This is a genomic window from Halobacillus shinanisalinarum, assembly GCF_022919835.1.
GTDB lineage: Bacteria > Bacillota > Bacilli > Bacillales > Halobacillaceae > Halobacillus_A > Halobacillus_A shinanisalinarum.
Window position 1 is genome coordinate 2,163,250 of the sequence record NZ_CP095074.1, and the last position, 21,898, is coordinate 2,185,147.

The following is a 21,898-nucleotide window of genomic DNA, read 5'->3' on the forward strand; positions in this document are numbered from 1 at the left end:
ATGAACTTATCTAATAGAAGAAACCCTGATGCATAGAGTCACCAGGGTTTACAAATACTAAAGCATATTCTCTTGCAGCCGGAAGCAGACCACTTTAGATTCGGTCATCGACTCTATTGCATAACGAACCCCTTCACGACCAACTCCAGAGCCTTTGGTCCCGCCGAATGGCATAGCGTCAATTCGGTAATCACTGCTGTCATTAATCATAACGCCGCCAACATTCATATGTTTTATTGTGTAAAAAGCATGATGAATGTTGCTTGTGAAAATACCCGCTTGCAAACCGTAGTCCACATTGTTTGCCTGCTCGATCGCTTGATTCAAATCCTCAACAGGTTGAATCAACACAACAGGACCGAAAATTTCTTCTTTCGCGATTTTAGCTGTCGCGGGGACATTTGTTAATACAGTTGGATAGTAATAAACTCCTTCCCGTTTACCGCCTACCTCAATTTCAGCCCCGTCAGCAACTGCTTCGTTCACCCATGCTTCCACACGCTCAGCTTCACGTTGCTCGATCATTGGGCCGACATCTGTCAGTTCATCCATTTTATCTCCAACTATTAGTTCAGCGGTTCGATTAACGAACGTGTCCAGAAATGTAGAATAGATCTCTCTTTCCACATAAATCCGCTGTACTCCAATACAATTTTGGCCAACCGCTGAAAATGCCCCAGATACTGTAGACTGGACGGCATCGTGAAGATCAGCATCCTTCAAGACAATAACCGGGGAATTGGAACCAAGCTCCATGCTGATTTTTTTTGCACCAGCTCTTTGAGTGATTTTCTCTCCTGCATTTGGTCCGCCGGTAAAAGAAATCATTTTTACAGATGGATGTGTGACGAGTGTATCTCCAAGCTGACGTCCGGACCCTGTAACGACAGATAAAAACCCTTCCGGAAGCCCGGATTCTACAAAAGCCTCTGCTAATTTCAGTGCACTTAGCGGTGTAACGGAGGCCGGTTTGACTACAATGGCGTTACCCGAGGCAATTGCAGGTCCGATTTTGTGTGCCACGAGATTCAACGGGTCATTAAACGGTGTAACTGCTCCAATCACCCCAACAGGGAAACGATATTGGTACCCAACGCGATTTTCACTTCCTTCATTTTGGTCAAAATTGATGGTTTCCCCATTCATTCTCCGTGCTTCCTCCGCACTGATTTGAATTGTTTGTGTGGCCCGCTTTACTTCACCTCGCGCTTCATTAATGGTTTTACTTCCTTCAGAAGCGATTAGGCGAGCAAATTCCTCAGCATGTTCCTTCATATAATTTGCGACCCGGTTTAAAATCGTGATCCGCTCATGCGTCGGCCAAACCTGGGTGTTCCTGTACGTTCGTTCAGCCTCTTCAATTGCGAGTGTCATATCTTGTTTTGATGCGAGAGGAACGCGAGCGATCAGTTCATTATCTTGAGGGTTGCGCACTTCGAACGTGTCTTTGGCACTAACCCATTTTCCGCCAATCAACATCTTCATCGCCTTTATTTTTGTATGCATTGGCATCCCCTCCTTTATATTTTGGCCAGCTGCTTCTCCTTCTGATAATGAATTAAGTCAATCAGCAGTGAAAAGCCTGTTTCTTTCAAGCCTGCACCTGCTCCAGTCAGCATAATTGGGCCGGCAAGGTCACATTCATAGACGATCGCGTTTGTGGCTCCTGCTACTCCCGCAAGCGGGTCATCCGCATCAATACGTTCCGGCTTCACACTCGCCTTAATTTTCCCTTGTTCATTTTTAACACGAGCAAGCAAGCGCAATTTCTTTCCATCATGAAGGGCTTCCTGCACCTGTGCAGACGTCACGTTACTTATCCCTTCACACTCAACTTCCGCGTGAGAAAGAGATTCATCCATTAAATAATTGGCTAAAATTACTGCTTTATAACGAGCATCGTACCCCTCAACATCACTTGTAGGGTCCGCTTCAGCATAGCCCAGCTTCTGTGCTTTCTCTAGCGAATCTTGATAGGAATAGCCTTTTTCCATTTCTGTCAAAATATAATTCGTTGTTCCATTGAGAATCCCTTTTATCTCGGTAATTTGATTACCGGCAAGTGTTTCAACAGGCATCCTTAAGGCAGGGGTTCCGCTCATTACCGTTCCTTCAAATCCAAAGAACACCTCTTGCCTTCTAGCTAATTTAGCTAATTCACGATAGGCTAAAGCGACAGGCCCTTTATTCGTTGTTATTACACTCTTTTTATTTTCAAAAGCAGTTCGGCAATGGGTAATAGCCGGCTCCCCCGTATTTACATCTGTAAAGGTTACCTCAACAATCACATCTGCGTTGGAATGGGCGATCGTATCCAAACTGCTCCATCCTCTTTTTACCCGTGGTCCACCTGCAAAGTTCTCAACCGATCCATCTTCACGGACCGCTTCAAGCAATTTCTCCACATCTAACCCGTCTGGATCATATACTGAACCTTTCACCATATCGGCAACAGCTACAACTTTGGCATTAAGTCCGTACGAATCATCCAAGCTTTCTTTTCGCTGTAGTAAAATTTCAGCAAGGGCCTGCCCGACGCCACCGAATCCAACAAAAGCTATATTTACCATTACACTTCCCCTCCTTTACGCTTCTAGAAGCTGATAGACACTTTTTACAATAATCGCTACCCCATCTGACAGTGCCTCTTCATCAATATCAAAACGAGGATGGTGCAAGCTCCGTTCTTCCTCAAGCCCGCACCCGAGGAAAAACATTGCTCCGGAGATACGTGCTGTCATATGACTGAAGTCTTCACTGCCCATCCCAAATGGTTCATTAATAACCTTCATTCCGTCAGCCACTTTGCGAATCACGTTATTGATTGCTGGGTCGTTCACGAGAGCTGGTTCACCGTGGTGGACCGTTAACTCAAAGTCGCCGCCTAATGCTGTAACGACTCGGGCGGCTCCCTCAATCTCTTTTACCAGGAGTTCCCGAACTTCATTCTTGTAAGATCGAACAGTGCCTTGAATCTCAACTAAACTTGGAATCACATTATTCGCTTCCCCAGCATGGATTTGCCCAACACTTATCGTGCCAACCTCAAGCGGGTTTACCCTGCGTCCATTTAAGCTATACAGCGCCTGTAGTAAATACGTAGACATCCAGACCGGATCGTTCGTATGGTGTGGATAACCTCCATGTCCGCCATTGCCTTTTACAATTAAGTGAAAATCATCATTGTTAGCCATACTCGGCCCATCATGCACCTGAAGTTCGCCAGTCTTAAGCCATGGACACATATGAAGGGCAAGCACTGCCTCGACGTCGTCGAGAGTACCTGAACCAAGCATCTTTATTGCCCCCGTCTCCCCAAGCACATCACAATTTTCTTCAGCTGGCTGAAAGATTAACTTCACTGTTCCTTTAAAGAGGCCATTTTTTGCATCTTCAGCCAGCAGCTTTGCTCCGCCTAACAAAATAGCGATGTGGGCGTCATGTCCGCAGGCGTGCATCACACCCGGATGTTTTGATCCGAACGAGAGTTCTGTCTGTTCATAAATCGGCAGAGCATCCATGTCCGCCCGCAGCCCAATCACAGGACCTTCCCCTGTCGTGAGGGTAGCCACAACACCATACCCTCCCACTTCAGTCTCAATAGTATAAACGTCAAACGAACGAAGGATCTGCACAATGGTCTCACTCGTTGCCTTTTCCTGAAAACTAAGTTCGGGAAATTGGTGGAAGTGCCGTCTCCATTTGGTGATTTCCGGGAGTATTGTTACAGATCGTTCAACTAAGTCCGTGGTTTTGGTTGTCACATGGACCCCTCCCTTAGTTCTTGATCATAATATCGACTGGCAGTGCTTTAAAAGCTTGCTCCAAATCCTGTATCAAATCATCAATATCTTCGATTCCAGCTGAATAACGAATTAACCCTTCCGGAATTCCCATTGCCGCTCGTTCTTCAGGTGTACATTCCACATGACTCGTCGTTCTGGATGGCCCAACTACTGTTTCCACTGACCCAAGATTGGCCGCTCGATTGGCATACTGCAGTTTCGGCAGTAATTGACGAACGGTTTCCACACCGCCTTTAACAGAAAAGCTGAGCATGCCGCCAAAGCCCTTCATCTGTTCTTTAGCAATGTCGTGGTTGGGGTGACTTACAAGTCCAGGGTAAAATACGTCATCAACGAGCTCTATTCCTTGGAGAAACTCCGCAATTTCCTGAGCGTTTTTATTTTGCTGATCGATGCGCAGCTTCAATGTTTTCATGCCTCGAAGAAGCAAGTAAGCTGCCATAGGATCAAGGGTGGCGCCATTAATTTCACGATAGTGATAGACCGCTTCAACAAGTTCTTTGCTTCCACAAACAGACCCGCCAAGTGCATCAGCATGACCACCAAGAAACTTCGTGGCACTATGAATCACTAAATCGGCACCAAGTTCAAGTGGATTCTGGTTGACAGGGGTAGCAAACGTATTATCAACGACTACAATAGCTCCCGCTGCTTTACCAGCTTGTGCCATCCGCTTAATATCTGTTATTTTCACGGTTGGGTTTGTCGGACTCTCCAAATAAAGTACTTTACAGCCTCTTTCAATTTCTTGTTCAATCGCGTCATGGTCACCTGTATCGCAAAGCACGACATCTACTTTTTGTTTAGGAAGAAATTCTGTAAAAATTTTATTTGTTCCGCCATACGTGTCTTTTATCGATACGATACGGTCGCCTGGAAATAACAAGGTGCCAAGGGTGTTACTGATTGCAGCCATGCCTGTTGAGAAACTTGTTGCTGCTTCTGCTCCTTCCAAGATGCGGATCTTCTCTTCAAAAGCTTGAACAGTTGGGTTTGTATTACGTCCATATATGTGACCAGGTTTGTTACCAATTGCCACTTCATACCATTCATCCATATCGTCATAACCAAACGATACACTATGAACGACTGGAACTTGTGTGGCGCCAAAGGCAAGCGAGTCTTTCTCCCCAGCCCATATTGATTTTGTACTAAATTTAGCTTCACTCATTATAATCATCCTCCTTAAAGTTTAATTGCTGATAGGCGTAACGAGCGATTTGCGTGTCTTGCACCCCTGTTCCCGTCAGATCGCAAACGGTGATTTGGTTATACCCGGTTCTCCCAGGCTTTAGGCCGCTCGTAATTTCTCCTAATTCATGTACTTGATTAATTAACTTGCTGTTTGAACACGATCTAAGTTCGCCCAGTATGAGTGACTGTTCTTTTACATCACAGACGACTAAGTCCGCCTTTTCGAGCACATTAGTATCAAGCTCTTGCTTATGCTCTGCATCTGAGCCCATGGCAGTAATATGCTGACCTTCGTTGAGCCACTCAGCCTTAAGGACCGGCTCTGTTGCCGGGGTGGTTGTAATAATAATATCGCTGTTGTTGACGGCTTCGCTTGGCGTATTCTTAATATCCACTCGCATGTTCAACGACTTTTCAATAAATGATTTGTATTGTTCTGCCTTTTCACGACTTCGTCCGTATACCTGGACTTGGTCTATCGGTCGAACATGTGTAAGGGCTTCTAATTGATATTTAGCTTGTGATCCTGTACCAATGATGCCGACTGTCCGGCTGTCTTCCCGACTGAGATGCTTAGTAGCTACGGCTCCTGCGGCAGCTGTGCGAATATCTGTGAGCAATCCATTGTCTGCAAGGATCGCTTGGGGTTCCCCGGTCGTTGTGCTAATGAGAATCATCATGCCGTTTGCACTGGGAAGACCCAGTTTTGGGTTGTTGAAAAATCCGGACGAAAGTTTAACGGCAAAACTGTCGTAACCTTCGATATAAGCAGATTTAATATCAACTTCGCCATTGTTAGCAGGGATATCAATTCGCATAATCGGCGGCATCGCAACTTTTTTTGTTTTAAGCGACGTGAATGCGCTTTCAATACCATCGATGACAGTTGTGTTTAATCGGACTGCGTGTTGAATTTCATCTTTTGTATAGAGACGCATGATTCCCTCACCTCCTAGCTGATTTGACCGTTTGAACTAATGTTGAATGGGTCGTTTCTGACAATCAATTCTTGCGGGTATGTGGTAAATCGTTCACTCCCTGTCTCTGTCACGCGGAATGTTTCGCTTATCTCAATACCATCGGAATCGAACCAGAGTGCTGGTATGAGATGAAAGGTCATGTTTGGCTGCAGGACTGTGTTGTCACCCTTGCGAATGCTCGCGGTGTGCTCTCCCCAATCCGGTGGGTAATTCAGCCCGACTGAATAACCAAGACGAGATTCCTTTTCAAATCCGTACTTTTGAATACTTTTACCCCATACTTCTTCTAAATCACTGCAGGTCATACCCGGCTTTGCGGCTTGAAGCACATTTTGAATGCCTTCCGTGACTACAGATGACAAGTTGTTGAGCCTTTCACTCGGTTGACCAATTGAAACGGTTCGTGCAAGTGGAACATGATATCGTTTATAACAGCCTGCCAGTTCTACAATCACTGCACTGCCTTCAACGAATGGCCTATCTGTCCACGTGAGATGGGGGATCGATGTATTTTCCCCTGTAGGAAGTAGTGGAACAATGGCTGGATAATCACCACCGAATTCCGAGGTACCGCGAACCATGTGGTAGTAGATCTCTGCAGCAGTATCGCACTCTCGCCCACCGGCCCGAATACTTTCGACTCCTTTAGTCATCGCCAAGTCTGCAATTGTAGCTGCCCGCTTCATATATTCAATTTCCTGGTCTGATTTAACAATCCGAACCCCATTCACTAGTAATGATGCGTCATGGAAATTCGCGTTAGGCATCCCTCGCTTTAGGCGATCAAGGGCCATTGCTGTGAAATAATAATGGTCCATCTCGACACCAACATTACGAGTGCCTTGACCAATTTGTGTCAAAATTTCGGAAATAAAGTCCATTGGGTGATAGACACTTGAGTGCACATAGTAATCAGGGTAGGAAATAATGTTCTCATCATAGATCCACGTCTTCACCCTGGCACCATTTGCATCCTGGAAGCGCCCAATCCATATCGGCTGCGGTTCATCGATCATAATCACAAGCATCTGATGCACGTAAAATGACCACGCATCATAGCCAGATAAATAATTCATATTTGCAGGATCCGTAATTAATAACACTTCAATTCCTTTATCGGCCATACGTTCCTTTGTCTTCTTCAAACGACTTTGATACTCTAAAATATCAAATGGAAGCACCATGTTTTTTCCCTCCCTACCGTTATCTGAATAGTTTAATTACTATTACATTCATTGTATTCACTAGACTCTTTTAATGTAATGTAAAAAATGTATGAAGTTATAAAGATAATTTTTGTACAATTTAGGAATCCGCTACTACGAGGGTTTGATTGCATAATTTTTGTAAAGAATATACGATTTGGTAAAAGGGAGATTATGAGAAGAGGGAAGTTGTAGAATGGTATGAGTTAATCGACAGAGGACTTAACCTTTTCCAGCTGCTCACGTGCTTTGCGGTTTGTGGACTGGAAGTAATTTTAAAAAAGAAAATGCTTCAGTAGCCTTCGATTGAGTTTTACAAGATTATGACCATTTCAGTGCACTTAGGTGGTATTCAGATTGATTCTTTGATATCAGAAAGGAGGAAATAAAAAGAATGAAGAAACGCATGAAGTATTATTTAATCAACTTAAAGATTATCGCAGCTATCTGTTAGAAGTTGTAGAAAACACAACTGTTGAAGAAGCAGAGATCATCCCAGCAGGATTCAACAATAATATCCAGTGGAACCTAGGTCATGTTTATTTAGACCAATATATGTGGATTCAAGCTATCACAAGAGAAAGCACCAACGTCCCAGAAGAATTTAACTCTTGGTTTGGATTTGGGACTAACCCAGCTGATTTTGACGACAATACCCCTTCATTTGAAAAGTTGAAGAAGCTACTTAGTGAGCAACCGCGGGAAATACAGAACACCTATAGCGATAAGTTAGAGTTGGAGTTCCCACCAACTGAAATGGGGATGCATACTATCGAACAAGTATTAGTAAGGACCATTTTTCACGAGGGAATGCATATCCAGACACTGCTTGACCTTAAAAAGTGTATGTAGATTGAATATAAGTTAGTAAATTGAGTAATGAACCGAACCACCCATATATGTAGGTTTTGAATTTATAGAGGGCAATGGTATAAAATAAGACTATTAAATAGGAAGTGGATCAATAGGATGAGGGGAAATCTAACTTAGAAACCGTTTCATTAAGAATTAAAACTTATGAATGGATTAGAAAATGATATAACCTTAAAAAGCACATTGTACAAAGTGCTGACTTCATTAATAGACACTCTTCTATTATAGGGGAAGTGTTTTTCTTTTTTATAAGTGTGTGTTCAGTTGCGAATGAGAACGTCGACAAAGATCGTCACGTCCTATGCGTAGCAAGAAGCTCGGAGGCGCGAAAGTTTTAGGACCACAGCATATGCCTTTCCTACGTGAGGACTGAACCGAGCAACAAAGAAATTCGCCGTTGATCATTTGGTGACTTTTTGAACATCCTCTATAAATAATAGTCGGAGTCTATGTCTTCAAAGCACTTATAAATAAAACAGTGAAACGGATCTAAAAGTAAAAGCGGAGCGGAGCGGACGAACTGAATAACATAGTGCTTTACAGTCAATCCTTCAAGTAACCATTTAAATCAGTATAAACTGCCATCCTATGCCCAAAGTGTTACTAAAGTTTGAATAATTTGTGTCAAGATTTCATAAAAAAAGTGATCTTTATATGACAATTCATTTAAGACTATCTAGGCTTCAAGTTTATTTGCTATACTACCCGTAGTTATTTATGAGCCAAACATAAATCCTTTTAAAATAAGATGTGAGAAGGAGTGTATCGCCCAAGTGGAACGCAGGAAACGACACATGAAGAAATGGCTGACGTTGTTGCCACTCAGCCTAGTTTTATTGTTAAGTGGCTGTGGTCAAATTACCGTACTTGATCCGAAAGGCCCTGTCGCCGAAAGTCAGAAAGAACTAATTATCTATTCTATCGTGTTCATGCTGGTAATTGTTTTGGTTGTCTTTGCTTTATTCACGTACATGGTCGTAAGATTCCGGGACCGGCCTGGACGAGGTAATAAGGACTATAACCCTAATATTCACGGCAACACCCCTATAGAAATTGTCTGGACGGTTATTCCAATTATTATTGTCACTGCTCTATCCGTACCGACAGTGCAAACCTTATATGAATTGGAAAAGCCACCAGAATCGACGAATGATGAAGAACCCCTTGTCATTTATGCAACATCTGCCGATTGGAAGTGGTTCTTCAGTTACCCGGAACAAGGAATCGAAACCGTGAATTATTTGCATATTCCGACTGACCGTGCGGTTGAATTCCGTTTATCTTCAGCCGATTCGATGGCCTCACTTTGGATTCCAGCGCTCGGCGGCCAAAAGTACAATATGGCCGGTATGCAAAACACCCTCTATCTGCAAGCCGATGAACCTGGGGTCTATGATGGCCGTAATTCCAACTTTAATGGAGAAGGCTTTGCTAGACAGACCTTTGAGGTCTATGCCGAAAGTGATGAAGAATTCACTAACTGGGTAGAGGAAACACAAAGTGAAGCACCGGAACTGACACAAGACCAATATAATGCCTTACTTAAGCCTGGGCTGTTAGATAAAATGGCATTTTCATCAACCCATTTGGAGTGGGTTAAACACGGTACACTCCCTGGGATGGACTATGCTATTAAACGACACCGTGATGCTTACGGAAAAACGCTACATTTGAAAAATGGCGAGGAAGAGGACACCCATGAAGAGTGATCAAAGGAAGCAGGTGAAATATTATGCAACTAGATGAGTTTTTTGTCACAGGTGAACCGCTTATTTATGCAGGAATGGTTTCCATCGCGCTCGTAACGGCGGCCACCATCTTTATCCTAACCTATTTTAAAAAGTGGGGGTGGTTGTGGCGTGAATGGCTGACCACCGTTGACCATAAAAAAATAGGAATCATGTATATACTCAGTGCTCTTGCCATGCTATTCCGCGGTGGTGTAGACGCACTAATGATGCGAACACAATTGGCCTTCCCTGATATGAATTTTCTAAATTCACAGCACTATAATGAGATTTTCACGACACACGGTACTGTTATGATCATTTTCATGGCCATGCCATTTTTAATCGGGCTAATGAACGTAATCGTACCGTTACAAATAGGAGCTCGGGACGTTGCCTTTCCGGCTTTAAACGCGCTAAGTTTTTGGTCGTTTCTGTTCGGTGCAATGTTATTTAATATATCGTTTGTTATCGGTGGATCACCTGACGCGGGTTGGACCAGTTATACACCTCTCGCCGGTGCTGCAATGAGCCCTGGACCTGGACAGAACTTTTATTTACTAGGTTTGCAACTTTCAGGAATAGGAACATTGGCCACAGGTATTAATTTTATGGTTACAATTATTAAGATGCGCGCTCCAGGTATGAAAATGTTTAAAATGCCGATTTTTACCTGGTCAACGCTAGTCACAGCATTCATTATTGTTTTTGCCTTCCCTATTTTAACGGTCGCTTTAGCATTAATGACAATCGACAGAATCTTTGGTTCCCAGTTCTTCACCTTGACAGGGGAAGGATTACCGATGATGTGGGCAAACTTATTTTGGATGTGGGGTCATCCGGAAGTATATATTGTTATCCTACCGGCGTTTGGAATCTTTTCAGAGGTCATTGCAACCTTTGCCCGCAAGCAGTTGTTCGGTTATAAAGCAATGGTATGGTCAATGATCTTAATTGCAGGGTTAAGCTTTCTCGTTTGGGTGCACCACTTCTTTACAATGGGTGCCGGAGCGTTCGTTAACTCTGTGTTCTCTGTATCAACGATGCTAATTGCTGTGCCAACCGGTGTGAAAATATTCAACTGGTTAGCCACATTATATAAATCTAAGATTCAATTTACTGTAGCGAATCTATGGGCGCTCGCCTTTATCCCGAGTTTCGTTATCGGCGGCGTCACCGGTGTCATGCTCGGCATGGCCGCAGCAGACTATCAATTTCACAATTCTTATTTCTTAGTCGCTCACTTCCATTACGTTCTTATTGCCGGTACAGTATTTGCTTGTTTTGCAGGCCTTGTCTATTGGTACCCGAAGATGTTTGGACACAAGCTCAATGAGAAAATCGGCAAATTAAGCTTCTGGTTCTTTCTCATTGGCTTCCATGTTTGCTTCTTCCCACAATATTTCGTAGGGTTAGATGGGATGCCGCGTCGAGTTTTCTCAATCATCCCTGAATGGATGCCGCTTAATGTAATTTCTACTGTAGGCGCATTCGGCATGGGGATTGGCTTTGTTATCTTTGTTTATAACATTTACTACAGTTTCCGTTACAGCGAGCGTGAAAAAACTGGAGATTCTTGGGATGGCAGAACACTTGAGTGGGCTACACCAACACCGGTACCTTTTTATAATTTTGCAACGGTTCCACATGTTGAAGATCATGATGCCTTTTTAGATATGAAGAAAAAAGGTCAAACGACATTTGATGAGGAGAAACTTGAACCGATTCATATGCCTAGTAGTACAGGACAACCATTCATCATGATGGGAATAATGTTTATAGCTAGTTTCGGCCTTGTCTTCGAGTGGTTATGGATGGCCATCGCTGGGCTAGTCGGCGTTTTGATTATGATGGGAATCCGTTCATTTGATTATGATGATGGTTTTCATGTTGAAGTAGATGAAATTAAGCGTACCGAACGCTCGGCAAGGAGGTTATAATATGAGTTCACACGAACTAAAATCCGGTCCGCTTGAGTACCGCACGGAACAAGGGCAGATGAACATTCTTGGCTTTTGGATTTTCCTTGGCGCAGAAATTGTTTTGTTCTCCACACTCTTTGCCACTTATGCTGTGTTGTTTGGACGGACAGCTGATGCACCATTGCCAGGGGAACTATTTGAACCAGGTACTGTACTCATCATGACGTTTCTTTTGCTCACGAGTTCCTTTACATGTGGTATTTCTATCCATGAAATGCGTCGGGGATCGGTAAAGGGACTGACAACCTGGTTGATTATTACATTACTCCTTGGCCTTGGGTTCCTTGGTTTTGAAATATATGAGTTCATTCATTATGAACATGAAGGAGCTACATTACAATCGAGTGCCTTTTGGTCCAGCTTCTTTGTTCTGGCTGGTACACACGGCTTGCACGTGACACTCGGTATCGGGTGGGCTATTCTTCTGTTGCTACAGCTTGCGAAACGTGGTTTGACACCTGTTACCAGTCGAAAAGTCTTCATTATCAGCTTATATTGGCACTTCCTGGACGTCGTCTGGATCTTCATCTTTACAAGTGTTTATTTAATCGGGATGGTGGTTTAACATGGCAGAACATACAAAACGTATTCCTGTTCAACACATTGTTGGCTTCGTCTTGTCCATTACTTTAACATTGCTTGCCGTCTGGGCTGCACTGGGGTCAAATTTATCAACGACATGGATCATCGTTTCGATCATGGTCCTGGCAGTTATTCAGGCTGGTATCCAGTTGTTCATGTTCATGCATATGACTGAATCCGAAAGCCGCAATGGACACGTACCATGGAACATGATGTTTCACGGTTTTGTTCTGGCTGCTATCGTTGTCGCTGGCTCTCTGTTTACGATGTCATTTGGCCATGACCATAATGGCGGTGAGCATAACCAACAAGAGCAACAAGAACAGCATCAGCAGCATAGCGGCCATTAGGAATATGGTATTGGCAGATGCTAAAACAAAATGATTCAATCTTAGGAAAGACATTCTAAAAATTCTCCAGGGGTGGTGTTTGGTTTGGAAAAAAATAAAGAACTTTACGGCGGATACGGCCATGAGCCTGGTGGATTGCCTTGGAAGAATATAATTAGCTTTGTTCTTTGCGTCATATTGGCATCTTTTACACTTTGGGGAGCACTTTATTCGGATTATACGTTTAAGACTCTGCTATTCGTCATATCAGTCATTGCTTTTTTACAAGCATTGCTACAATTATTTTATACTCAAGCTCGGCAATAGAGCACAGAAAAAGCCTCCTTTCCTGAATTGTGAAAGGAGGCTTTTATTTTTTACTGATAACTCTCTTGATATTTTGCCTGTGAATTGGCAACGTGTATGATGAACATGACCCAAGCTACTTCTGCAACAACGAGGCTAAGGTAGAACATGACCCATGTGATCGAGAAAGCGGTCGGGGCTACCATGAACATCGCCTCAAAGAAGTAAAGCCACATTCCCACAAGCAAAATCGTTTGAGCAATAGCAAGCTTCGTCTTTTTCAAATGAATAAACACAAATGGGGCAACCGTTGCAATTAACAGAAACATTAGCACAATACCCATTGAATCCAACTCCTTATTTAAATGTTCCCTTGTAAGCGTATTCTCATTATAATCATTGTAACAGAATATCCTCATAAATGACACATAAACTTCACAATTTGTTCTTGAATTTTTAGAAGTTAGTATTTTGATAAGAAATGAAGCATAGGAATCCTTTAAATTAAATGATTTTAAATGACCTTTTATTAATTAGAAAGTCTCTAGGAGGAACGAATTAAATAAGTTTCCGGCGATTCCAGTGCTCTAGAAGATAATACTTTTAATTGCAACATAATAATAAGTAAGTAAGTAAACGGGGAGGAATTTGTAATGTCATCTATACGTCTTGACGATGGTGTAGAACTGTATTATGAGGATATTGGTGAAGGCAAGCCGATTTTATTCCTTCATGGAGTTTGGATGAGCAGTCGCTTTTTTCAAAAACAAACTAACTACTTTCGTAAGGGTTATCGGATGATAACTTTAGACTTGCGTGGCCATGGACAGTCCTCACATGTGGATTCTGGCCATACAGTGGCTAATTACGCTCGGGATGTAAAGCAATTTGTTGATAAGCTGAAGCTGAAGAATATAACTCTTTTAGGATGGTCGATGGGCGCCTTTGTCATTTGGGAATATCTTCATCAATTTGGACAAAATAATATTAAGGCGACAGTTATCGTTGATGAATTAGCTTCTGATTTTAAATGGAATGACTTCAAGATTGGTGCCTTTGATCTTCCTGCGTTAACTGGCATGATGCGTGATATCCAAACAGACCAAAAAGAATTATTATCTGGGTTTATCCCCTTAATGTTTAAGGAAAATGTACCTAAACAAGAGATGGAGTGGATGCTTGAGGAAACGATGCGGCTTCCTGCTTCGATTGCAAGTGCGATTCTGTTTGACCAATCAATCATTGACTGCCGTCCATACCTACCATCGATTACGATACCTACTTTACTTTGCTTCGGTAAGACAGAAAAACTTATTCCTGTCGCTGCAGGTGAACATTTGCACAAAGAAATCACTAATTCCCGCCTAGAACTCTTTGAAAATAGCTGCCATTGTCCTTTTTTAGAAGAACCCGAGCGGTTTAACAATGTAGTCGATTCGTTCATTAGAACCCTTGACTGAAAAAGTCGCCCCATGAACAGACTAGAAATAACTAGTAGAGAGCCAGGGGCAAGTCTTTGCTCCTGGCTTACTCTTCATTTATCGGCACTAGCCACCGATAACACGGCGGCCAGCTCCTAGAGTCTCTCCACCACACGGCTCACATCATCAGCTTGGGTCACCGCCGAAATAACAGACACCCCATCGGCACCCGCTTCCAACACAGATCGAGAATTCTGAGCCGTAATCCCGCCAATTCCAACGAGGGGCATATTTGGATACATCGCTCTCACCTTCGTAATCCATTCCGTACCAACAGGCGCCTTAGCATCTATCTTCGTCGAAGTCCCAAACACAGGACCCGCACCCAAATAATCCACTACATCTATAGCACTTTTCCTAACCTCGGCTTCACTAGAAACCGATAAACCTATAATTTTCTCAGGAAAAGTCGAACGCAATTGCTCAACGTCTACATCATTCTGCCCAACATGAATACCATCCGCTTCCAATGGTTCCACCAAAACGCTGTCATCATTTACAATAAACATCACATGATGCTTCCGGCAAAGCTGGCGAAGCTTCAAGCCAAGTTCAAGCTTTTCCTCTGTCTCAAGAGCATTCGGCCCTTTTTCACGAAACTGAAAGGCTGTAATCCCACCAGCGATCGCTTCCTCTAGAATGACCACAGGATCACGCTGGCAATTTTGACTGCCCATGATAAGATATTTTCTTAGTCTTTGCTGTAGATTCATGAGGAAGAATCCTCTAGTTGCGATAGATTCATGGTCAGCGCATCGATAAAATGAGCAGCAAACGTTCCCGGTCCATTCACGCCAGGCTGAGAAGCAGCCTTCTCTGCTGCTAATCCGTAAAATTTCACCGCTGTATAAGCCTGTTTCAGAGGTGTACCTGTCGTTGATAAGCAAGCTGTAACAATTGATCCGAGCAAACAGCCTGCTCCAGTCACTTGCGAAAGCCAGGCATGCCCCGTTTGATTGCTAATCATCTCTTCCCCGTCTGAAATCACATCCACTTTACCTGTCACAATAGCTATCGTGTCAAATTTATCAGCAACTTTTCGAGCGATCTCATCGGCATTGTCTGAATCGACAGAATCGACACCTTTTGTTTCTAAAGGCATCCCAACGAGATGAGCTAACTCGCCTGCATTTCCTTTAATGGCTGTAGGCTGCACTTCTGCTGCGATTCGCTGAAAAGCTTCCGTACGAAACGTTGTTGCCGCCACACCAACCGGGTCAATCACGACAGGAATCCCTTTCTCATTCGCGGCTTTTCCAGCTAAAATCATTGCTTGAACCTGACCCTCTGTTAACGTACCCATATTGATCAATACACCATCAGATACATTCGCAATATCAGCTGCATCTTCCTTAGCCATCGCCATAATTGGTGAACCACCAAAGGCCAATAATCCATTGGCACTAAAGTTCATGACAACTTGGTTCGTTAAGTTATGAATTAGCGGCTGTTTCTCCCTTACTTCGGAAACAATATCTAAAGCCATTTGTTAAAAACCTCCTCGCGTGTAGCAAAGTGATTCGTCGGCCCGCTTCCATTACCTAGATCAAAGGAATGGCGAATCGCTTCCGTAACAAAATGCTTCGCTTGCTCGACAGCTTCTACCATAGGCGCTCCTTGACTTAAATAAGCCGTTATCGCTGCTGAATACGTACAGCCTGTTCCGTGGGTATTTTTCGTTTCAATTCGTTCACTTGTAAAGGTATGAATCCCAGATCCATCATATAAAAAGTCAACCGCTTCTCCTTTTATATGACCACCTTTTACTAAGGCTGCACCAGCACCAAATCTAGTAACCATTTGCTGTGCCGCTTCCTTCATGTCCTCACCGCTCTCAATTGTTCCCCCTAAAATATCCTCTGCTTCAGGGATATTAGGTGTGACAATCGAAGTTAGCGGCAGTAGATTCTCTCGAAGCCATACACGCGACTCCTCATCAATCAGAGGGTCACCGCTTTGGGCAACCATGACAGGGTCCATCACATAAGGTGCAGACAAGTTCGGAACCCACTCGGCAATCGCCTTCATCATACTAACATTTGAGATCATCCCTGTTTTGAAAGCATGTACAGGCATGTCAGAATAAATCGCCTCAAGCTGATCTTTCAGCATCTCAATGGGAAGATGATGAACGCCACTCACGCCTGTTGTATTTTGAGCTACAACCGATGTGATCACACTCATCCCGTAGCTTTTTAGTTCTTGAAATGTCTTTAAATCGGCTTGAATGCCGGCACCACCGCTCGGGTCAGTGCCGGCAATCGTTAACGCACAAGAAACTTGCTTCATTTCGAACTCACCGCCTCCCCTGTCGGCCATTCTTCACAAGTGTACGCCATTTCCCAGAAATTCAATTCAAGTTGACAACTCTTTCGAAAGGCATCTCTCATTCTACGCAACTCAACCTCTGATGCTTCTTCGGCGAGCTCATCAAGGCGATCACACATGGCCATTGATAGCGTATCAAAATCCTCATTCGCGTAGAACTCTATCCAAGGATAGAACGTGTGATTCGGTGTCGGCTGGTACTTTTTCATCAAGTGATTGCCGATTTCAACGTATGTCCAAGGGCATGGGAGTAATGCTGCCAGGATCTCACCAAGTCCGCCCATTTGCGCATGATACATCATGTGTTTAACGTAGTGGTCGGCTGTCGGCGGTAATGGGTAGCCTTGTAGTTCGTCATAACCTATCCCAACGACATCACAGAAGTTGTGGTGTGGATGTGTTTCACTGTTTAAAACAAATCCTACTTGCTCACTGAAATAACCCATGTCACGGCGTTCGGTTGACTTTGATATCGCGACACCATACACGTGCATAAAAGCGTTTAAGTATTCGTAATCCGCTTTAATATAGTGGGCTAGAGCTTGTTCTGGAACCTCACCCTTGCCGATCCCATCAACAAAAGGATGGTTAAAAATCGCTTCAAATAGTTCGTTATTTTCTTTTCTTAATGTTTCGGTAAATGTCATAAATTTTGCCTCCTTATTTTTAAGAAGGAAGCTACTAAGAGTTTTTGTGAGGCTACTTCCCTTTCGCTGGTATTACCCAGATCAGGTTCCAAGGGACTAAGGAAGAATCCTTATCTCAGCGCACTCGCGCCCCTAGTAGTTTCCGAAAGTTATAGATTTGGTTGTGGGATAGCGTTCGATTGACGCATTTTTGATACGACAAATCCGCCGATCAATGCGCCAGTTGTACTGCTGATAAGAAACGAGGGCAAAAAGGCTAGTGCTCCCACCGAACTGCCCATTAGTATGTTGGCATACGGCACGGAAAACATAGCACCTATCATGCCAGTACCAATCACTTCCCCAGCCGCTGCGGTCCAGGGCTTTTTAGACCATTTGTAAAAGTAACCTGCGAGCAAGGCCCCTATCATACCTCCCGGAAACGCAAGCAATGTTCCGAGTCCGAGTAGATTACGAAGCAGGCCGATCGTAAAAGCGATTCCGACTGCTGGGATCGGCCCAAGCGTGATGGCTGCCATCACATTGACGGCATGCTGCACAGGATAGGCTTTAGCAATACCAGCTGGAAACCAAAGCAACTGGGACCCAAGCGTTCCAATTGCTACAAATACCGCCATCGTCGTTAAGAGACGGGTTCGATTCACATTTTCTCCTCCTTTCATTAAGGGAGTGGATTGAACACTAAAAAAGCCAGATCCTAGAGTGGACCTGGCTTCGAGTGGATAAAGTCATAAGACATTTCGTCTGACTACTTCCCTCCGCTGGTGTTAACCAGATCAGGTTCATAAGAGTCGGAAAGCCTACTTGCTTTCCTCTCAGCCCACATTCGGGCCCCCCTAGTAGTTTTACTTCCTATTCGCTTGGTTGCTTTCATCATAACAAAGCATTTTACGTTTGTCACCGTTTACTCTTCTACTTTTTTTAGCATCCATAACCTGACACTAAGCTCAAGCAAAAACAAGTCATCCGAATTTAACAGTGATAATCCTGTTAATTGCTCAATGTTACGCAGTCTGTGGAGTAAAGATTGACGATGCAAAGTCAAGGCCCTCGCTGTTTGACTCACGTTACTGTTATATTTGTTATAAACGATAAACGTCTGAATGAGATCGGTCTGCCGCTTCTGGTCATATTCTATTAAAGGCTGCAGCGTATCTTTTACAATGCTTTCTATTTCTTTTTCATGGGATAGGGCCATGAGAAGTCTGTTCATTCGGGTATCACTAAAAAAGGTACGGTTTCCTTCCTCATGCTGTTGCTTTCCAATATTTAAAGCGGTTACGGCCTCTTCATAGCTTTGGTGGAAGGAAAGAAACCCTTTATTGTGAAAGGATATTCCCCAGGAAATATTTATTCCTGCAAGCAACTCATTTAATCGTCGTTCGATAAGGTCTAGAAATTGATTACTTGTTTCCACATAAGGATGGCTATCTGCCTCCAAGTAGACAATTACTTCTCCATCCTCAAATGTCGTCATCGTTCGCCTTTTCAAGACCTCGCCAGCATGGGTGACCTCTTTTTGAATATAATAATTGCGACTGTGCATTGAAGAGGATAGTACTGAATGATCTGTTGATCCAATAAGGTTATCTACCTTTTTCTTGAAGCGGATAGAACCGACAAGACAAATGTATGGAAGAGTCAAATCATAGCCTAGCAATTGAGCTTTTGACAATATTTGTTTATCTAAGTTTATATCATTCTTGGCTAGATCCAATAAGAAATGATCTCTAAGCCGGATTTCTGTCATTTCAATGGCATCTTCTTTTACAAAATATAGAGCACTAGCTGTTAGCGCATGTTCCAGAATGTTTAGGACAGGCCATGTTAATTCTGCATCGTCTTTTGGCTGAAAGAGAAGGTAGCCTTGTTTTTTATGATTAGACAGGATAGTAAGTTGATAGCAGTATTGCTCACCGATCTTATATTCTTCAATGTAATGATAAAGAGGGTGGTCACGAAACGGTGTTCCCTCAGCCGGAATGAGTTCGTAATCCCCTTCAACTACTCCGTTCAAGACATCGATTATTCTCTGATCAAAATCATAATTAGCACGCAAAATTTTATTGTGGTCACTGATCGCGACAGGAATCCTCGAATGGTGATAAAGAATGGTCATGATCTCTTGCAAGCCTTTTCCATTTAGCACACAATTAATCAATTCTTGTCTGATTCCTTCGGCTTGCTTTTGTTCAGCTTCCTTCTCTTTGCTAATTTCAATTAATACATCCTGCAAAATATCTCCGAAGCGGACGTCCCATGGAATTTCGATGATGATAAAATCCTGGTCGAAAGCAAGCTGTTGAATGCGATCAGGAATCTTAAAAATGTGCCGTCCTGTAGCAAAGGCGAGTACAGACGCGCCCGATTGCATAACATCCTTTACATAGGTTTCTAAACAATTAGGGTCGTCGCCACAACCAATTCCTGTACTAAGTACAAATTCGTTTTTTCGAACAAAATTCTCTACCGGTGTTTCAATGACGGAGATCCACTCCACATGATTAGTTTCTACATGCTCTTGCCCTACATGGACTTTCGCCGACTTCATTACAGGTAATTGTAAGATATCCTTCACAGTTATTCCCATCCATCACACCCCGCAAGCTTATCTAGTTTTAATCAACTCACGCACCGTTTCATGGTCGACATTATTACCACTGACAATCACCACAACCGTACGCCCATCTCCACTCTCTTCTAATAGCAGCTGGCCGATTCCTGCACCTGCAGCTCCCTCTATCACCATTTTATGATGCTCCATCATAAACAATACCCCTTCTGAAATTGCCTTTTCAGAGAGCAGAAGGCTTTCATCCATATATTCCTGGGTTAATGAAAAGGTGTATTCGTTATGCGGCCCAATCCCACCTAACAAACTGTCTGCCAGCGTAGAGGACTCAGCCATTTTTACGGGGTGTCCTTGTTTAAGACTTTCATGCATCACAGCAGATTTCTCCATCGTAACACCAGTGACACGAATAGAAGACTCGATGGATTTCAACGTATAAGCAATCCCAGAGAGCAAGCCTCCACCTGAGAGCGGAACAATCACTTCGTCTATATTAGGACATTGTTCCATAACTTCAAGTCCAATCGTTCCCTGCCCTGCAATGATATCAAGGTCATCGAAGGGTTTTATCACAGAAACACCTTGTTCCCTTTCCAGCTGATAGCAATAGTCCTCGGCGTCATCCTGATTGTCTCCAACGACAATCACTTCTGCTCCAAGCTGCTTCAGCCTATTCACTTTTCCCTTAGGAACACGCGATGAGATGCATACGATTGAACGAACACCAAGCTGTTTTGCCACATAGGCAACAGCAATTCCATGATTCCCTGTCGAAAATGTCGCCACGCCTTTTTGCTGTTCTTTTAAAGAAAGAGAAAGGATTTTGTTGGCTGCTCCTCTTAGTTTAAAAGCCCCGTAGGCTGCTCGTTTTCAAGCTTTAGATATACATGATCTCCTGTGTGCTTCGACAATGGTTCAGAGTAAATGAGCCGTGTTTGGGCAGCAATACCAGTGATGCGCTGCTTTGCCTTCCAGATGCTCCTCAAGGATAGCTCTTTGCTCAAGGTGAAGCCCTCCCCTTGTTGATAAATTGGTCAGATTTTTCAGACAATGTAACATAAAAATAAAGATCATACCATAATGGTGGATGATCTCGGTTATTTTTTAATTAGAGATTGGATTATGACTTTTTGTAAATGGTGCAAATCACTCACTGATTCAATACTAGCGTGAAGTACTTGTTCGCGCGGCATCACTGCCCAGTCCAGATTGTACCCCGCTTCTAAAGCCAAACAGCGAATGAACTCACGCAAGCTTCGTCCATTACCCTCACGAAAAGGATGCAGTACATTCAATTCAGCCATGAAATAAGTAAGATGCTCAGCTAACTGCTTGCCTTCAGCCTGTTCCCAGTCAACTGCTATTAAGTCGGCGAAAATTGAATCAGACGCTTCCCGAATGAATGAGGCTTGAGCAAAGGAGAAACCATCTTTAGTAATGTTCTCCGTTCTTAACTCCCCAGCAAATGGATATAGATCTTTAAAAATATATTCATGGATTCTTTGCAGATGACGCAAATCAAATTCACCAAGTATAGGTGATTCTTGCAATTCAGACAAACGTTGTGTAGCTAACATCGTTTCCATACTTTCGAGTTGCCGGTCATCCATAAGATCATAATGATTGATCAAAATAGACGTGCCTGCATAACAATAGCGGGAGGATCCACTCCCATACCTTGAGTTAGGCATGGCGAGATAATTCCAGTGCCCGCTTTAAAAATTCCTTATGTGAGATTACACCGGTTAAACATTTCTTCACTAAGATTTCCTGCGCTTGATTTAAGCTTAAGCCCTCGATGGCCATTGAAGCTTTTGCAGAATGCATCAAGTGTTCTGCCTTCTCTTCGGAACGAACGTCCATTCATACACCCTCCGACTTTGTAA

General features: G+C 43.3%; 23 protein-coding genes, 1 pseudogene and 2 riboswitches. Of the genes and pseudogenes, 7 read left to right on the plus strand and 17 right to left on the minus strand.

The annotated features are described in order from the left end of the window. Positions 1–57 precede the first annotated feature (57 nt). The 6 genes from MUO14_RS10670 to MUO14_RS10695 are packed head-to-tail and all read right to left on the minus strand — an operon-like array spanning position 58 to position 7,164. Positions 58–1,506: an aldehyde dehydrogenase family protein gene (locus MUO14_RS10670; protein WP_244755199.1), complete on the minus strand. Its 1,449-nt coding sequence runs from the start codon at positions 1,504–1,506 to the stop codon at positions 58–60. 14 nt (positions 1,507–1,520) lie between these two features. Then, entirely contained in the window at positions 1,521–2,570 is a 1,050-nt protein-coding gene (locus tag MUO14_RS10675) for a homoserine dehydrogenase (RefSeq protein ID WP_244755200.1), read from the minus strand. A 15-nt stretch (positions 2,571–2,585) separates the two neighbouring features. After that, positions 2,586–3,764, minus strand: a complete 1,179-nt coding sequence (locus MUO14_RS10680; RefSeq protein ID WP_244755201.1) for a M20 metallopeptidase family protein — start codon at positions 3,762–3,764, stop codon at positions 2,586–2,588. A 13-nt stretch (positions 3,765–3,777) separates the two neighbouring features. Beyond that, positions 3,778–4,977: a cystathionine gamma-synthase family protein gene (locus tag MUO14_RS10685; protein ID WP_244755202.1), complete on the minus strand. Its 1,200-nt coding sequence runs from the start codon at positions 4,975–4,977 to the stop codon at positions 3,778–3,780. After that, positions 4,970–5,938 carry a cyclodeaminase gene (locus MUO14_RS10690; protein WP_244755203.1) on the minus strand — a complete coding sequence of 323 codons (969 nt, stop codon included), beginning with the start codon at positions 5,936–5,938 and terminating at the stop codon, positions 4,970–4,972. The genes MUO14_RS10685 and MUO14_RS10690 overlap by 8 nt, the downstream gene beginning before the upstream one ends. Before the next feature lie 14 nt (positions 5,939–5,952). Continuing rightward, positions 5,953–7,164: a M24 family metallopeptidase gene (locus MUO14_RS10695; protein ID WP_244755204.1), complete on the minus strand. Its 1,212-nt coding sequence runs from the start codon at positions 7,162–7,164 to the stop codon at positions 5,953–5,955. Between the two features lie 456 nt (positions 7,165–7,620). Between MUO14_RS10695 and MUO14_RS10700 the strand changes: the two are divergent. From MUO14_RS10700 to MUO14_RS10725, 6 genes and pseudogenes are all read left to right on the plus strand, one after another. Beyond that, positions 7,621–8,037, plus strand: a pseudogene (locus tag MUO14_RS10700) (DinB family protein); the annotation flags it as partial. Between the two features lie 815 nt (positions 8,038–8,852). Further along, on the plus strand, positions 8,853–9,767 hold the full coding sequence (gene qoxA / locus MUO14_RS10705; RefSeq protein WP_244755205.1) for a cytochrome aa3 quinol oxidase subunit II: 915 nt from the start codon (positions 8,853–8,855) through the stop codon (positions 9,765–9,767). Positions 9,768–9,790: 23 nt separating this feature from the next. After that, positions 9,791–11,725: a cytochrome aa3 quinol oxidase subunit I gene (gene qoxB, locus MUO14_RS10710; RefSeq protein WP_244755206.1), complete on the plus strand. Its 1,935-nt coding sequence runs from the start codon at positions 9,791–9,793 to the stop codon at positions 11,723–11,725. Position 11,726: 1 nt separating this feature from the next. Then, positions 11,727–12,332: a cytochrome aa3 quinol oxidase subunit III gene (gene qoxC / locus MUO14_RS10715; RefSeq protein ID WP_244755207.1), complete on the plus strand. Its 606-nt coding sequence runs from the start codon at positions 11,727–11,729 to the stop codon at positions 12,330–12,332. Position 12,333: 1 nt separating this feature from the next. Next, entirely contained in the window at positions 12,334–12,699 is a 366-nt protein-coding gene (gene qoxD / locus MUO14_RS10720; RefSeq protein WP_244755208.1) for a cytochrome aa3 quinol oxidase subunit IV, read from the plus strand. Positions 12,700–12,783: 84 nt separating this feature from the next. Further along, complete coding sequence (locus tag MUO14_RS10725) at positions 12,784–13,005, plus strand: hypothetical protein (protein ID WP_244755209.1); 222 nt, start codon at positions 12,784–12,786, stop codon at positions 13,003–13,005. A gap of 50 nt (positions 13,006–13,055) precedes the next feature. On the opposite strand, the gene MUO14_RS10730 is transcribed toward MUO14_RS10725, so the two are convergent. After that, entirely contained in the window at positions 13,056–13,328 is a 273-nt protein-coding gene (locus tag MUO14_RS10730) for a spore morphogenesis/germination protein YwcE (RefSeq protein ID WP_244755210.1), read from the minus strand. 309 nt (positions 13,329–13,637) lie between these two features. On the opposite strand from MUO14_RS10730, the gene MUO14_RS10735 reads away from it, so the two are divergent. Continuing rightward, positions 13,638–14,444: an alpha/beta fold hydrolase gene (locus tag MUO14_RS10735; RefSeq protein ID WP_244755211.1), complete on the plus strand. Its 807-nt coding sequence runs from the start codon at positions 13,638–13,640 to the stop codon at positions 14,442–14,444. Positions 14,445–14,560: 116 nt separating this feature from the next. On the opposite strand, the gene thiE is transcribed toward MUO14_RS10735, so the two are convergent. From thiE to MUO14_RS10780, 10 genes are all read right to left on the minus strand, one after another. Further along, positions 14,561–15,178 (minus strand): thiamine phosphate synthase, encoded by a 618-nt coding sequence (thiE, locus tag MUO14_RS10740; RefSeq protein WP_244755212.1) that lies wholly within the window; start codon positions 15,176–15,178, stop codon positions 14,561–14,563. Continuing rightward, positions 15,175–15,951, minus strand: a complete 777-nt coding sequence (thiM, locus tag MUO14_RS10745) for a hydroxyethylthiazole kinase (RefSeq protein ID WP_244755213.1) — start codon at positions 15,949–15,951, stop codon at positions 15,175–15,177. Before thiM ends, thiE begins: the two co-directional genes overlap by 4 nt. Next, on the minus strand, positions 15,942–16,754 hold the full coding sequence (gene thiD / locus MUO14_RS10750; RefSeq protein ID WP_244755214.1) for a bifunctional hydroxymethylpyrimidine kinase/phosphomethylpyrimidine kinase: 813 nt from the start codon (positions 16,752–16,754) through the stop codon (positions 15,942–15,944). Before thiD ends, thiM begins: the two co-directional genes overlap by 10 nt. Then, the gene (gene tenA / locus MUO14_RS10755) at positions 16,751–17,440 is read right to left on the minus strand and encodes a thiaminase II (protein ID WP_244755215.1); all 690 of its coding nucleotides are present in this window, start codon (positions 17,438–17,440) and stop codon (positions 16,751–16,753) included. Before tenA ends, thiD begins: the two co-directional genes overlap by 4 nt. Before the next feature lie 40 nt (positions 17,441–17,480). Further along, positions 17,481–17,584, minus strand: a riboswitch (TPP riboswitch). A 5-nt stretch (positions 17,585–17,589) separates the two neighbouring features. Continuing rightward, positions 17,590–18,084, minus strand: coding sequence for an energy coupling factor transporter S component ThiW (gene thiW / locus MUO14_RS10760; RefSeq protein WP_244755216.1), 495 nt, complete (start codon positions 18,082–18,084; stop codon positions 17,590–17,592). 92 nt (positions 18,085–18,176) lie between these two features. Beyond that, positions 18,177–18,288: riboswitch (TPP riboswitch) on the minus strand. A 56-nt stretch (positions 18,289–18,344) separates the two neighbouring features. After that, positions 18,345–20,030 carry a PucR family transcriptional regulator gene (locus MUO14_RS10765; protein ID WP_244755217.1) on the minus strand — a complete coding sequence of 562 codons (1,686 nt, stop codon included), beginning with the start codon at positions 20,028–20,030 and terminating at the stop codon, positions 18,345–18,347. A gap of 18 nt (positions 20,031–20,048) precedes the next feature. Continuing rightward, positions 20,049–20,834, minus strand: a complete 786-nt coding sequence (locus tag MUO14_RS10770) for a pyridoxal-phosphate dependent enzyme (protein ID WP_318036039.1) — start codon at positions 20,832–20,834, stop codon at positions 20,049–20,051. Positions 20,835–20,851: 17 nt separating this feature from the next. After that, a complete protein-coding gene (locus MUO14_RS24580; protein WP_318036031.1) occupies positions 20,852–21,016 on the minus strand; it encodes a hypothetical protein in 165 nt (54 codons plus the stop codon). Between the two features lie 93 nt (positions 21,017–21,109). Next, complete coding sequence (locus tag MUO14_RS10775; RefSeq protein WP_244755218.1) at positions 21,110–21,703, minus strand: Fic/DOC family protein; 594 nt, start codon at positions 21,701–21,703, stop codon at positions 21,110–21,112. Further along, the gene (locus tag MUO14_RS10780) at positions 21,696–21,875 is read right to left on the minus strand and encodes a hypothetical protein (RefSeq protein ID WP_244755219.1); all 180 of its coding nucleotides are present in this window, start codon (positions 21,873–21,875) and stop codon (positions 21,696–21,698) included. Before MUO14_RS10780 ends, MUO14_RS10775 begins: the two co-directional genes overlap by 8 nt. Positions 21,876–21,898: the final 23 nt, after the last annotated feature.